12 protein-coding genes are annotated in these 14,574 nt (G+C 46.6%); 6 read left to right on the top strand and 6 right to left on the bottom strand.

What is annotated here, in order from left to right; all coding sequences use genetic code 11:
• The 3 genes from hemN to KD145_RS19570 all read left to right on the top strand — a co-directional run bounded on the left by hemN (position 1) and on the right by KD145_RS19570 (position 3,591).
• Positions 1 to 1,359, top strand: coding sequence for an oxygen-independent coproporphyrinogen III oxidase (gene hemN, locus KD145_RS19580; protein ID WP_212000994.1), 1,359 nt, complete (start codon positions 1 to 3; stop codon positions 1,357 to 1,359).
• Between the two features lie 510 nt (positions 1,360 to 1,869).
• Entirely contained in the window at positions 1,870 to 2,814 is a 945-nt protein-coding gene (locus KD145_RS19575; protein WP_212000993.1) for a UDP-3-O-(3-hydroxymyristoyl)glucosamine N-acyltransferase, read from the top strand.
• A 96-nt stretch (positions 2,815 to 2,910) separates the two neighbouring features.
• Positions 2,911 to 3,591: a hypothetical protein gene (locus KD145_RS19570; RefSeq protein ID WP_212000992.1), complete on the top strand. Its 681-nt coding sequence runs from the start codon at positions 2,911 to 2,913 to the stop codon at positions 3,589 to 3,591.
• Between the two features lie 3 nt (positions 3,592 to 3,594).
• Here the strand turns inward: KD145_RS19570 and KD145_RS19565 are convergent, their stop codons facing one another.
• The 5 genes from KD145_RS19565 to KD145_RS19545 all read right to left on the bottom strand — a co-directional run bounded on the left by KD145_RS19565 (position 3,595) and on the right by KD145_RS19545 (position 8,922).
• Complete coding sequence (locus KD145_RS19565; RefSeq protein WP_212000991.1) at positions 3,595 to 4,572, bottom strand: NAD-dependent epimerase/dehydratase family protein; 978 nt, start codon at positions 4,570 to 4,572, stop codon at positions 3,595 to 3,597.
• Positions 4,573 to 4,676: 104 nt separating this feature from the next.
• Positions 4,677 to 5,525: a 3-hydroxyacyl-CoA dehydrogenase family protein gene (locus KD145_RS19560; RefSeq protein WP_212000990.1), complete on the bottom strand. Its 849-nt coding sequence runs from the start codon at positions 5,523 to 5,525 to the stop codon at positions 4,677 to 4,679.
• Positions 5,526 to 5,639: 114 nt separating this feature from the next.
• Positions 5,640 to 6,668, bottom strand: a complete 1,029-nt coding sequence (gene pheS, locus KD145_RS19555) for a phenylalanine--tRNA ligase subunit alpha (protein ID WP_113616042.1) — start codon at positions 6,666 to 6,668, stop codon at positions 5,640 to 5,642.
• A 24-nt stretch (positions 6,669 to 6,692) separates the two neighbouring features.
• Positions 6,693 to 7,379, bottom strand: a complete 687-nt coding sequence (locus KD145_RS19550) for a response regulator transcription factor (protein ID WP_212000988.1) — start codon at positions 7,377 to 7,379, stop codon at positions 6,693 to 6,695.
• Positions 7,380 to 7,500: 121 nt separating this feature from the next.
• The gene (locus KD145_RS19545; RefSeq protein WP_212000987.1) at positions 7,501 to 8,922 is read right to left on the bottom strand and encodes a cell wall metabolism sensor histidine kinase WalK; all 1,422 of its coding nucleotides are present in this window, start codon (positions 8,920 to 8,922) and stop codon (positions 7,501 to 7,503) included.
• A gap of 191 nt (positions 8,923 to 9,113) precedes the next feature.
• Here KD145_RS19545 and KD145_RS19540 point away from each other — a divergent pair, with 191 nt between their 5' ends.
• Both KD145_RS19540 and KD145_RS19535 read left to right on the top strand, forming a co-directional pair.
• Entirely contained in the window at positions 9,114 to 9,932 is an 819-nt protein-coding gene (locus KD145_RS19540; RefSeq protein ID WP_212000985.1) for a GLPGLI family protein, read from the top strand.
• A 38-nt stretch (positions 9,933 to 9,970) separates the two neighbouring features.
• On the top strand, positions 9,971 to 12,838 hold the full coding sequence (locus tag KD145_RS19535) for a TonB-dependent receptor (protein ID WP_212000984.1): 2,868 nt from the start codon (positions 9,971 to 9,973) through the stop codon (positions 12,836 to 12,838).
• Between the two features lie 80 nt (positions 12,839 to 12,918).
• Here KD145_RS19535 and KD145_RS19530 read toward each other — a convergent pair whose 3' ends face one another.
• Entirely contained in the window at positions 12,919 to 13,203 is a 285-nt protein-coding gene (locus KD145_RS19530; protein ID WP_212000982.1) for a hypothetical protein, read from the bottom strand.
• A gap of 361 nt (positions 13,204 to 13,564) precedes the next feature.
• Between KD145_RS19530 and KD145_RS19525 the strand changes: the two genes are divergently transcribed.
• Positions 13,565 to 14,458 (top strand): hydroxypyruvate isomerase family protein, encoded by an 894-nt coding sequence (locus KD145_RS19525; RefSeq protein ID WP_113616048.1) that lies wholly within the window; start codon positions 13,565 to 13,567, stop codon positions 14,456 to 14,458.
• Positions 14,459 to 14,574 lie beyond the last annotated feature (116 nt).

The following is a 14,574-nucleotide window of genomic DNA, read 5'->3' as shown; positions in this document are numbered from 1 at the left end:
ATGAATCTCATTCGTAAATATAATACTGCCGCACCCCGGTATACCAGTTACCCAACAGTACCTTACTGGGATGAAAGCACCTTCAGTCTGCAGGAATGGAAAACGCTGCTGAAAAAATCTTTCCGGGCTACCAACGACAAAGAAGGGATCAGTATATACATACATCTTCCGTTCTGTGAAAAGCTGTGCACCTACTGTGGTTGCAATAAACATATCACCGTCAACCATGCCGTGGAAGTTCCTTATATACAGGCACTGTTAAAAGAGTGGCAACTGTATGTGGCCGCTTTCGAAGGCACCCCCAGAATCAGGGAGATACATTTGGGTGGTGGTACCCCCACTTTTTTCAGTGCCGCCAACCTGACGATGCTGCTGGAAGGCATCTATCGTGATGCTATATTACTGCCGGATGCATCTCTTGGCTTCGAAGGACATCCGGGTAATACTACTCCGGAACATCTGCAGACATTGTTCAATCTTGGCTTCCGGCGTGTTAGTTTAGGTATACAGGATTTCGATATCAGGGTACAGGAAATTATCAACCGGGTGCAACCTTTTGAGATGGTAGCCAAAGTGGTGGAACATGCGAGAAGGATTGGCTTTACTGCTATTAATTTCGATCTTATCTACGGGCTGCCATTACAAACGACCTGTGGTATGCAGGACACTGTTGACAAGGTGATGCAGCTGCGTCCGGACAGGATATCCTTTTACAGTTATGCGCATGTTCCCTGGATAAAAGGAGTTGGTCAGCGTCGTTATTCCGAAGCAGACCTTCCCAAAGATGAAGAGAAAAGACGGCTTTACGAACTGGGCAAATTACTGTTCGCCAGAAACGGTTATGCGGAGATCGGCATGGACCATTTTGCATTGCCTGGTGATGAGTTGTTTATCGCAGCAGAGAAGGGTGAACTGCATCGTAATTTCATGGGCTATACGGTAACCCATACCGCTTTGCTGGTAGGGCTGGGAGCGTCTTCCATAGGAGATAACGGCTATGCCTATGTACAAAATGAAAAGCAGGTATCAGCCTATCAGGAGCTGGTAGGCAAGGGTGAGTTTCCGATCGTTCGCGGGCATATCCTCAACGAAGAAGATCAGCTGCTCAAAGGACATATCCGCGATCTGATGTGCACCTTTGAAACAAGCTGGCGCAAGGCAGACACACAATGCGATGCAGTGATAGAGGGACTGCAAAGATTACAGGAACTGGAAAGAGATGGTCTTGTGGAAGTAATGCCTGAAAAGGTAGCTGTAACAGCCACGGGAAGGCCTTTCATCCGTAATATCTGTATGGCTTTTGATGCCCGGCTGTGGCGCAAATTGCCGCAAAGTCAGTTATTTAGCCAGGCTATTTAAATCAGTAAAAGAAAGCCGGCAAAAAAACGCATAAAAACATCCCGAAAAAAAACGGGAAATAAAATACTCCGAAGGGAGCAAAGAGGGGCAAAGAAGATAAAACGGGATAAAAGAGAGAGACCGACACTTTGCGTACTTTGTTCCCTTTGTCCTTTTACAAGACCTTCACAAAAACCATTACAAGGAAATAACTGCAGGCTGAAATACTGTATGGCAAAGGGTTTCAGAGGCAATAAAAAAAGTCTGATCGTTGGAACAATCAGACTTTCTTATTATGTGAATGGGTTAGTAAGTACAGGGAAACAAGATTCCCTACACAATATTAAAAAGAATTTCATGACAAAAGAAAAAATTTACAAAAAATTTTATTCACACTACTAAAATAATTGTGGATAACAGCAGTCTGAAACTTGCCGATTATCGATTGTTACCCCCTTCATATTTTGCTTGTTGCGTTCATCGATTTACTACCTTTGTCGCACTTTAACATTATTCAACAACACAGAAAATATGAAGTTTGAAGCACCCGTTGCAGTAACGGAAATCGCGGCATACATAGGCGCAGAGCTGGTTGGCAACAGCCAGCTGATGGCTACAGGCCTCAATGAAATACATAAGGTAACACCAGGGGATATATCTTTTGTAGACTTCGAAAAATATTATACTGCCAGCCTCGGATCTGCGGCAACCATCATCATCATCAACAAGAAAGTGGAATGTCCCGAAGGTAAGGCGCTGTTAGTACTGGAAGATCCTTTCAGTGCATACGTAAAACTGGTGAACCGCTTCCGTCCATTTGAACCTGCTACCAAAGCAATCAGTGACTCCGCAGTGATAGGAGAGGGTACACACATTCAACCTAACGTATTCATTGGCAATCATGTGCGCATTGGACGCAACTGTCTGATACATCCTAACGTAACCATCTATGACCATACCATCATTGGAGACAATGTGATCATTCATGCAGGTACCGTACTGGGAGCAGATGCTTTTTACTTCAAGAAAAGAGCCGAGCGGGAAGTGATGTACGACAAGCTCGTAAGCTGTGGCCGGGTTATCATCGAAGATGATGTGGAGATAGGTGCCGCCTGCACTATCGACAAAGGAGTAAGTGGAGATACCATCATCGGCCGTGGCACTAAACTGGACAACATGATCCATATCGGTCATGGTACCGTGATAGGTAGGAACTGCCTCATTGCGGCCCAGGTTGGTATCGCCGGCAAAGCCAAAATAGAAGATAATGTTATCCTCTGGGGACAGGTTGGTGTCAACAAAGATCTCACTATCGGCAAAGGTGCCGTTGTGCTCGCACAAAGTGGTGTACCCAGCAGCCTCGAAGGTGGAAAAGTATATTTCGGTTGCCCCGCAGAACTAGCCAGCGACAAAAAAAGAGAGCTGAACTGGGTAAAACGTATTCCAGCAATCTGGGACAAAGTAAAATCCCTTTGATTCAATTACGAATTAGGAATTACGAATTACGAATGAAGGAGGTTTCTCCCAATCGTAATTCGTAATTTGTAATTCGTAATTCAAAAATATGCCATTATGAAGAAGCTTCTCTTACCGCTGTTGTTCCTGTTATCCTGCACCACCACCAAACCCACCCAGACACCCGCAGCAGACAACCTGTACAGCCATGATCAGGAATGGCCTGTAAAAGTGAAGGACAGCTGGATGTCTGCCAAAACCATCACCTTCGGACTTTACAATACATCCTCCCGAAAAAATGGTGTGACCGATGCAATGGGCAGCTTTATCAAAGACCCTAAAAACCCCTTCAGCTTCTATATCTCCGGTAATGAAGAAAAGATCCTGGTACAAACAATGAGCACCTCCCGGATTGCATTCTCCAATCGCGATTTACCGGCTGTTTTAAGCAGTTTGGATGGCAATGCGCCCATCTATTACGCGCTGATCAACGGCACCAAAAATGAGCCATTGAAACGCTGGGAATTGATTTTAAAATCACCCACCTACCTGGAGCTGAACAGTAACAAACAAGCCGGTATACTCCGCTGTGCAGACACCGACATCCGGGTAACGGCACATAACCGTTTCGGCAAGGTTAATTCCTACGAGAACGTATGTTATGAGTTCCAGTATCGCGGTCAGCCGGTAGCAGCTGTTATATCCGGCGAAAAGCCCAGGATATGGATAAGCAAAGATACCCCTCCTGAGACGGCCAAAACAGTGGCCGCCGCTATTGCTGCATTGTTATTGAAGTAATCATTAGTTCCGGGAGGCCAGAAAAGCCGCGGATATTTCCCGGATCGTTTCTTCCAGAGGACGGAAGACAAATTCCGGCAGCGTATTGTGGATTTTACTGCTGTCGTAATATACTTTCAGCTGGGCTGTACGTGCTGTTTCTTTTGTTACCAGCGGATGTTTGCCGGTGAAGAGCCCTTTAATTTTTTCCAGTCGCCATACCATTTCAGCCATCCAGGGTTTTACGGCTATATGAGGTGGTTTTTTGCCCAGTGCATTGGCCATGGTGGTAAACAGCTGGCGGTAGCTCCAGTTGTCTGCTGAAAGGATAAACCGTTCTCCGCTGACACTGCTATCCATCAGCATAGTCATGGCCTTTACCACATCCTTTACATCTACAAAACCGTTCACACCTTCGGTATAGAAAGGGAATTCCTTCCAGGCATTTTTAAGTAATGTGCCGGAACCTTCATCCCAGAAACCAGCACCCAGGATAATAGACGGGTTTACGATCACTGCATCCAGCCCTTCAGCGATGCCTCTCCATACTTCCATCTCTCCCTGAAATTTGCTGATACTGTAACGGGAGTTGTTGCGAGACTCTTCCCATTCGCAGTCTTCCGTGATGGCTGCCTGCTCCTTTGCTCTGCCGATGGCAGCTACAGAGCTTACATACAGCAGCTTTTCCACACCGGCATCCAGCGCCATGTTCACTACGTTGGCCGTACCTTCCACGTTAATCTTCATCAGATTGGCTACATCACCCGGTTGAAAAGAAACTACTGCTGCACAGTGATATACCTGGGTAACGCCCTGCATGGCGTCTTCCAGTGCACATACGTCCAGGATATCACATTGTACCCATTCTATTTTTCCGGAGAGGTCCTGCAACCGGGGAGAAGGTGCTTTGCGGTACAAGGCCCTTACAGGTTTCCCTGCGGCGACCAATGCCCTTATCAAATAACTGCCTAAAAATCCTGTTCCGCCGGTTACTAAAATCATGAAAGACTTATTCGTTTACTTATGGAGGCTCAAAATTAACTAATGATTTCCGTGATTTGAGCTATTCTACGGATTTTATAACTGTTAAAACTTTTTTGGGACTGTTATTGCTCATATCTGTAAAAGCCCAGTCCTGTTTTACGGCCCAGTTTTCCGTCTTTCACACGTTGTTCCTGCAACTCGTTTGGCTTGAAGCGTGGTGCCTGTTTAAAAGCATCATACAGCGACTGTGTTACGGCCAGGTTGATGTCATTGCCGATGAGGTCCATCAGCGCAAAAGGTCCCATCCTGAAGCCTGCATTCTCCAGCAGCTGGTCGATCGTACTGAAATCAGCCACCTTTTGTTCTGCCAGCAGCATCGCTTCGAGGTAATAGTGCCGCGCCACCCGGTTTACGATAAACCCCGGAGAATCCTTTACCCTTACTGGTACCTTGCCCATAGTCTGAGCCAGCTCATAAACAGCGTTGGCTGTTTCCGGTGATGTCTGGATACCACTCACCACTTCCACGAGCTTCATCAGGTGGGCAGGGTTGAAGAAGTGCATACCAGCCACTCTTTCCGGATGAGGGATCGTGGCTGCCAGTTCGGAAACAGACAGGGAAGAGGTATTGGAGGCGAAAATGGTGTCTTGTTTGTTGATGGCTGCCAGCTGGGTGAAGAGGTCTGTTTTGGCCGCCAGTTGCTCTATAATCGCTTCTATGATCACATCTGCCACACACAGGGAGATATCACTGGTGAAAGTAATCCTTTCGAGTATCTGTTCCTGTTCGGCTGCAGCAAGCCGGCCTTTCTCTACAGCAGTGGCCAGGCTTTTGGTAATCTGCGCCCGGGCCTTGTCCAGCCCCGGCTGCCGGATATCAAACAGGATCGTCTTAAAACCGCTGGAAGCTGCTACCTGGGCTATGCCGGCACCCATGGTACCAGCGCCGCATACAGCAATAGAGTGTATCATCGGGGAATTTTTTTATTCTTTCATTTGGCTATCTGATTATTTAAAATGCAGCAAAGATCTGTCTCCGCTGCATTTTAAATAATCAAATGACTAAATAACCCAATAGCCAAATATCTATACCGTCCCTTCAAATTGCTCGAGGAAGCGGGTATCGTTTTCGGAAAACAGGCGCAGGTCCTTGATCTGGTATTTCAGCATGGTAATACGTTCTATACCCATACCGAAAGCAAAGCCGGTATATTTTTCAGGATCAATGCCACAGTTAGCCAGCACTTTCGGATGCACCATTCCACAACCCAGGATCTCTACCCAGCCGGTATGTTTACATACAGAACAACCAGTACCGCCGCAGATAAAGCAGGAGATGTCCATCTCTGCACTGGGCTCTGTAAAAGGGAAATAAGACGGGCGGAAACGGATGCCGGTGTTTTCACCGAACAGCTCTTTTACGAAGTGATAAAGGGTTTGTTTGAGATCGGCGAAAGAAACATTTTCATCGATGTACAGTCCTTCTACCTGATGGAAGAAGCAGTGTGCACGGGCGGAAATGGTTTCATTGCGGTATACTCTTCCCGGGCTGATGATACGAATGGGCAGTTTGCCTTGCTCCATCACCCTTACCTGGGCGGAAGAAGTTTGAGTACGCAGCAGCCAGTCGGGATTTTTGCTGATAAAGAAAGTGTCCTGCATATCCCTCGCAGGATGGTTTTCCGGCAGGTTTAATGCGGTAAAGTTATGCCAGTCATCTTCAATTTCCGGTCCTTCAGCAATGGTAAAGCCCAGCCGCTCGAAAATGCGGATGATCTTGTTGCGCACCACACTGATAGGATGACGGGTGCCCAGCCGGTGAGGGGCTTCAGGCATGGTATAGTCAATTTCCTGATGATTGGCACCTGCAGCTTCTTTCAACCCTTCAAACTCTTCATAGCGGGCTTCTGCCAGTTGCTTAAATTCATTCAGGATCTGTCCAAACTCTTTCTTGCGGTCGTTGGGCACCTGTTTCATTTCCCCGAAAAGGGCCTTCACGATACCTTTGGTTCCCAGAAATTTAATCCGGTACTGCTCCAGATCGGCCGCATTGGCAGGCGTAAAAGCCGCTATTTCCTGTTTATAGGCTGCTATTTGCTGTACTAACTGTTCCATAAAGAACAAAGATAAGTGATAATGCTAAAATATCAGCTTATAACCAACCCCACGGATATTAACGATCTGGACCCGGGTATCTTCCTTCAGATAACGCCTCAATTTGGTGATAAACACGTCCATACTGCGGGCATTAAAAAAGTTATCATCACCCCACAGGTCCATCAGCACGGTTTTACGCTCCATCACTTCATTTTTGTTGTCGTAAAGCCGGCGCAATATCTCCGCCTCCCGGTGGGAGAGAAACTCTGTAGTGTTATTACGGCTAAGGGTTTGTTTGGCATAGTTGAAAATATATTGCCCAATCATCACCGAACCTTCTTCCATCTCCCTCACTGCCGGATGGTCGCTGAAACGCTTCAGCAACGCCTTGATACGGACAATCAGCTCGTCCATACTGAAAGGCTTCTTGAGATAATCATTTCCGCCCAGCTCAAAGCCCTTTACCACGTCCGCCGTCTGCGACTTGGCCGTCAGAAAGATAATAGGCGTGAATTTATCCTGCTTGCGGATCTCCGCCGTCACAGAAAAACCATCCATATTGGGCATCATGATGTCCAGCACCACCACATCAGGATGTTCCTGCTGGTACAAACGCAGCCCTTCCCGGCCATCCGATGCATACAGCATCTCAAAGCCACGCGTCTCCAGGCTGTCTTTAACAATCTGCCCCAGTTGCCACTCGTCTTCTATTAATAAAACTTTTGCCATGAAATATCTTTTTTCCCAGGGCTAAAGCCCTGGGCTATGTTAGTTGGACAATGACGATGCGTTTATACTTAACTTAATATAAATTCATCATTACCAGCTTAAACAAATATAGCCCAGGACTTCAGCCCTGGGGAATAAAAATAACGAATTCCGTGCCTTTGTCTGGTTCGCTATGCACACGGATAGTGCCGCCATGCATTTCCACGATTTTCTTCACATAACTCAGGCCAAGGCCGAAACCTTTTACATTATGCAGGTCTCCGGTGGGAACCCTGAAAAATTTATCAAAGATGTTTTCCTGATAGGAACGGGAAATACCAATGCCGTTGTCTCTGACGATCAGTTTTAGTTGCCCGCGTTCTTCACTGCAACTGATATACAGCTGTACCTGTTCTCTTGAATATTTGATCGCGTTGTCTACCAGGTTGTTGATCGCATTGCCCAAATGGGTTTTGTCTACGTAGACAGTGGGCCTGGTCAGCTTGTTGTCGTACCGCACCTGCAGCATTTTGTTGGCCTTCAGCTGATGGTTGGTAAGGATATTGTCGATCACCTCATTAAGATCTGTTTCTTCCCGGAACAGGTCGAAGTCTTCTTTCTCTTCTGCCGCGATATGCAATACTTTTTCCACCAGGTCCGACAGGCGCTGCAGTTCGTTTTTGGAAATATCGAGATAGGTCTGTGTTTTACGCTGATCATTCAACGCATTGAAGTTCTGCAACGCTTCCACTGCAGCAGATACGGTGGCAATAGGCGTTTTCAGTTCATGCGTCATGTTATTGATAAAATCGTTTTTTACTTCAGACAGTTTTTTCTGTTTCAGGATGGTGCGGAGCATGTACACGAAACAGAGGACGGTGAGCACCAGCAGCGCCAGGGAGCTCAGCAATGTCCATATCATTTTCTGAAGGATAAACTGAAGGGGTGATTCGAAGCTGGCCCTTACAAACAGGTTGCTGGCCGGATTGAAAGGGATTTTGCCTGTTTGCCGGGGCTCTCTTTTGCGGATACTGTCGCGGAAGCTTTCCCGTTCGAAGCCGCTGTAGCTCATGTGGAAGGTATCCAGTTTATAAGGGGTGGCTATCTGGCGGTTATGCAGTTCAGCGCGGAAGATGGAGTCCAGTTTTTTTAGATTGACGCTGTCATTGTGGTCGTTGGTGATCAGAAATTCAGAGATCCGGCGGGCGAGTGTATCGGCGTAGATGCGGGCTGGTGCATCACCCCTCAGGCTGTCGGGCGGAGGACCTGGCGGGGCTCCATGCCAGTGATGCTTCTTTTCAAATTTACCCTCCTGTGCGATCACCACACGTGCACTGTCTTTTATCCTGGTGTAGTAGCGGTAACCGCGAAGTTCAGGGAACTGACGGTGCACATCTGAAAACTGCTTGTTGAAAACAGCTGTGCGCAGGGCTTCGTTGATCTCTTTACTGAATTGTTCCTGTCGGATGTGATAGGAATTGTATAACCAGTAACCCTGGAAAAGAAATATTCCCAGGATACAGCTACACATCAGGATAAGGATGTTTCGGATTCTTTGTCGCATCAATAGATTTTAATATCCCTACAAAACTATCCATTCCCCCGCTAAAGGGGCGAAATCCTTAACAATAATTAACAGTAAATAAGCCTTTTTAACGCTGGCAGATAATCCTTAACAGTAAATAACAGTAAATAAAGCTTTTTAACGCAAAAAGAGGGCGGGAAGCGGGATTTTTGCCGATAAAACATACCGCCATGAACCGTATTTCCCGAATCATCATGAGTGCAGCCCTGGTGCTGCCATTTACCCAACCGCTACTGGCGCAGCAATCCGGCACTATTATTTACGAAGTGACTGCTAAAACAGATCCGGAACGGATGCGCGGCTTTCAGCGGGGTGGTAGTGATGGTGATGAAGCCCCGCAAATTCCCGATGTGATTACTTTTAAACAAACTCTCACCTTCAGCAACGGTCACGCCAAACTGACCACCGAAAGACCCGACTTGGGCGGCGGTGCCGGCAGAGGCAGAGCCCGTAGAGACAGTGCCAATACACAGCAGCAGGGACAGGGCGGTCAATGGCAGGGCCAACGCAGAATGGGCGCGGGTATGGGCATGATGGGCCGTAACAACGCCCAGTATTTTGATCTCGCCAACAAAAAAATCATCCAGCTTTTTACCACCTTCGGTGATGACCGGAAAACATATTACGCAGAAGAAGATTTTGTTATTACCGCTGATAACAAAGCTGGCGACAAGACTAAAAAAATCGCCGGATATCCCTGTAAAAAGGCCACCATCAAGCTGAAAGACGATACCTATACCGTCTGGTACACTACAGAGCTGCCTTTCAGTTTCTCTCCGATCAATGGTTTACTGCCGGAAAACAATGCAGTGGTGCTGGTGGCAGAAGGTAGCAGACGTTCCTACAACGCCTCCAGCGTAAGCCTGCAACCCGTTACCGATACCGATCTCACCATCCCTGCAGGTGCAGAAAAAGTGAGCCAGGAACAACTGCGGGAAATCAGACAACAAGAGATGGAGAAATTACGTAAGCGGCAACCTCAAATGTAAAAATTCATCCTATCTTACTTTTCCGTGGATTCTCGACTATGAAAAAAATTATACAGTTCTTGCTGGTATTGGGTTTGGGAGTTTTGTGCTCTCAGGCCCAGGCTCAGCAAGGAAAGATTAAAGGACAGCTAACCGACCAGAGCACTAAAGAAGCAATGCCTGCGGCAACAGTAGTATTACTGCATGCCAAAGACTCTACTGTAGCCAATACCGCTATTACTGACAACAAAGGAAATTTTGAGATCAGCAGCATTGCCAACGGCGACTACCGCCTGTACATCAGCTTCATGGGCTATAAACCTATTAACAGGCCCGTTAAAATCAACGACGATAATAAACTGCTTACCCTCGGCACATTGGGTATGGAACTCAAAGGTGTAAACCTCAATGCCGTGGAAATACTGGATGAAAAGCCCCCCATCGTTGTAAAAAAAGATACCCTTGAATTTAATGCAGACGCCTTCAAAACACGCGAAAACGCCGTGGTGGAAGACCTGCTTAAAAAACTCCCCGGTGTAACCGTTGATAAAGACGGAGCTATTACCGCACAGGGAGAAACTGTCACCAAAGTATATGTAGATGGGAAACCCTTCTTCGGCAGCGATCCAAAGATGGCCACCAAAAATCTTCCTGCCAACATTATCGACAAGGTACAGGTAATCGATAAAAAATCCGACCAGGCCGAGTTTACCAAGATAGACGACGGACAAACCGAAAAAGCCATCAATATCACCATCAAAAAAGATAAAAAGAAAGGGCTCTTCGGACGTGCATCCGCAGGTTATGGCACCGACGACCGTTTCAACACCTCCCTTAACCTGAACCGGTTCCGCGACAACCAGCAGATGAGCATTGTTGCTGGGGGTAATAATATCAACAATACCGGTTATACCATCCAGGACCAGATGAGCTTCAGTCCCGCCGGTGGCGGTGGTGGCGGTGGACGCGGTGGTGGAAGAGGAGGCCGCGGCGGAGGAGGAGGCAATGTCCTCATCAGCGCCGGCAGCAGCAGTAACAGCAATCCCGGTATTACCCGCAACTGGAACGCCGGGCTTAACTTCAGTGAAAACTTCAGTAAAAAAGTTCTCTTCAGCGGCAGTTATTTCTTTAACGATACCAAAAACAACCTGGCTCAGCAAACTTCCAGACAAACCTTTGCAGATAACGGAACCACCTATTACAATGAAAACTCCATGTCTCAGACGGATAACAGCAACAATCGCTTTGATACCAGGGTGGAGTACCAGATAGACTCATTTCATTCCGTAATATTTTCTCCTTCTTATTCCCTCACCAATGGAAACACCTTCAGCTCCAGGGACTACCAGACGCTGAACAACAAAAAGGATACAATCAACAAAGGAACAACTACCAATGATGGACAAGGCAACAATCAAAACATAGGCGGATCACTGCTGTTCAGAAAACGGTTCAAAACACCTGGCCGTTCCTTCAGCATGAACCTGAACTATAATAATACCATCAACGACCAGCAAAACTTTAACAGGTCAAGCGTATTCTATTTTGCCAACGATAGCCTTTCCACCTTCAATCAAAACAACCAGATCAACAGCACCAGCATAAATGCCGGCGTAAATATCACCTACACCGAGCCTATTGCCCGCGATCGTTATCTGGAAGCCAACTATGGTTTCACCAAATACAAAAGCAACAGCACAAAATATACCTACGACTTCGACGAAAGCAAAGGAATCTATGATAAACTCAATGATTCGCTGAGCAATGCATTTACCAACAATACACTTAACCAGCAGGCAGGTCTTACCTTCCGCACTACCAAGCTGAAATACGACTACTCCCTTGGGCTGAATGTATTGTTCAATAATCTCGACAATAACACCTATTCTTTCCGTACAAAGAGAGACAGCGTTATCCGTCAGAATACCGTCAACTTCGCGCCCAATGCCACTTTTAACTACACCTTTGCGAAGAACAAACGGTTACGCATAAACTACAACGGTACCACACAGCAGCCTACCGTACAACAGCTGCAACCAGTGCCGGACAATAGTAATGCGTTGTATGTGCAACAGGGTAATCCAGACCTGAAACCATCTTTCAACAATACCCTGCGCATTAACTACAACCAGTTTAACAACATTACTTTCAAAGGCATGTTTGCTTCACTGAGAGGTTCTTTCGGCACCAACAAAATCATCAACTCCACCAAGCTGGATACCGCCACCGGAAAGACTTTCAGCAAACCGGTAAACGTAAATGGCTACTACAGCCTTACCGGCATGTTGCATAACTCCATTCCGCTGTCCCGCACGCCCGGACAGAACCTGAATACCGGTACCATGATCGGTTACAGCCGTGATGTGAACATGACGCAGGGAGTGATGAACTATAAAAACACGTTGCAGTTGTCACAGTCCGTCAACGTGAACTATATGTACAAAGAGTTGCTGGACGCAGCATTGGGCGCCGGTGTAAACTATAACGCTACCTCCTATACGTTGCCGTCAACTCCCAATACGCAGTACTTTGACTACAACTTCAATGCAGATGTGAACGTAAACCTGCCGCTGGGATTTATGGTTGGCACAGATGTGACCTGTACGCTCAACAGAGGCCGTACAACCGGTTATAACCTCACTTCCACCATGTGGAATGCCAATGTGGCCAAATATGTATTTCCGAAGAAACAGGGGCTTATCAAGGTGCAGGCTTTCGACCTGCTGAAGCAGTATGTAAGCGTTTCCCGCGATGTAACCGACAACTATATAGAAGACGTGCGGTCGAATGTACTGCAGCAGTATTTTATGGTGAGCTTCACTTATTTCCTGAACAAATTTGGTGGCAACACCAAAGGAAGCGACAGAGGTATGCGGATGATGGGTCCCAGAGGCGGACAAGGTGGTTTCAGGATGAACCACTTTTAATTTAGGGATTTTCGATTTTTTGATTTAGTGATTTTCTGTACCGATCAAATCACCAAATCAAAAAATCGAAAATCATCCAATCACTCCACAGACATCGCTCTTCTCCCGGCCCATATTCGTTTTACAACCCATGCGATGGTAAAGGTGGGAATAAAATCCGTTCCGGGGAATAACTCTTCAATGAAGTTAAAGGCACTACCAAAAGTACCAATGGAGCCTCCAAACATGCGGTAAAAAATAAAGGCAGAAACCGGGGCCCAGATAAGATCGCTGACTTCGCCCAAAACCGGTACAGTATAGCTGGCACAACCAATCAGGTCCATCAGGATGCAGATCCACAAACTAGGAGTATACTTTTTTTCCATTTTTTTCAACCTCCGCTTTTCAATACATAAACAAATTACTTACCAAAAAGAATTCCTGTTGTAAAGGTAGCATTTTCAGGGCGTGTACACATGACAGGGAAATACGCAAAATGAAAAAAACGCATATTCCCGCGACAATCTTCCCCGGAAAATAAGCCACTGCTCCCCATCATACGCAGCCCCAACAGCAGCCGGTCTCACCCATCTTCGCTCATCAGGAGCATCTGCCACATGAGCACTCATCGCAGTCGCTGTTTGAATTCGCTCATCAGGAACATCACTAATATCAACATTCATCACAGTAGTGTTGAAAATACGCTTATTTTCCATTAAATTCATCCCACTTAAAAGCACTCCTTATATGCACGAGGACAACTCACGCCGTAACATGATCAAAAAAGTAGCGACTATGGCACTGGCATCCACCGCGTTATCATCCCTCACTGAAAGGGTATCCGCTCACGACAAAGCTGTTGGTGAGCCATTAAAAGGAAAAATCAACCACTCCGTATGTGCGTGGTGTTACGACATTCCACTGGACGACTTATGTGTGGCTGCCAAAAAAATCGGCATCCCCTCTATCGACCTGGTAGATCCCAAGGACTTTGCTATCCTGAAAAAGCATGACATGACCTGCGCCATGGTGGCCAGTAACGGTAAGGAATGGGGTATTACCAGAGGTTTCAACAACCCGGCTCACCACGATAAACTGGAAGCCTACTTCAAACATTATATCGACGAAACAGCCAAAGCCGGTTTCTCCAACCTAATCTGCTTCTCCGGCAACCGTAATGGTCTCAGCGATCAACAGGGCATTGAAAACTGCACCAAAGGACTGCAGCGTATTATCGGTTATGCAGAAAAGAAAAAAGTGACGCTCGTGATGGAATTGCTCAACAGCAAGGTAGATCACCATGACTATCAATGTGATCATACCGCCTGGGGTGTGGCATTGTGTAAGTCAGTAGGCTCCGCAAACTTCAAACTGCTGTACGATATCTACCACATGCAAATCATGGAGGGTGATGTGATCCGCAATATCCGCGACCATCATCAATATATCGCACACTACCATACCGGCGGTGTTCCTGGCCGTAACGAAATCGACGAGACCCAGGAACTGTACTATCCGGCTATCATGAAAGCCATCTACGAAACCGGTTTTAAAGGTTATGTGGCACAGGAGTTTATTCCTTCCCATGCAGACAAACTGGCTTCCCTGAACAACGCTATTCATATCTGCGACATTTCATAACGTACTGATATATAAACATTTGGTTATCCAGAGAAATATCCGGGTAACCAAATGTTCCAATAACCAAATGTTTTCCTACTTTTGCGCGCAATTAGTCCACCAAACAAGTAGAGTAT

Origin of the sequence: Chitinophaga sp. HK235, assembly GCF_018255755.1 — a bacterium.
Taxonomy (GTDB): domain Bacteria; phylum Bacteroidota; class Bacteroidia; order Chitinophagales; family Chitinophagaceae; genus Chitinophaga.
Note: the sequence above shows the minus strand (reverse complement) of the source record. Positions and strands in the feature narration are given on the sequence as shown.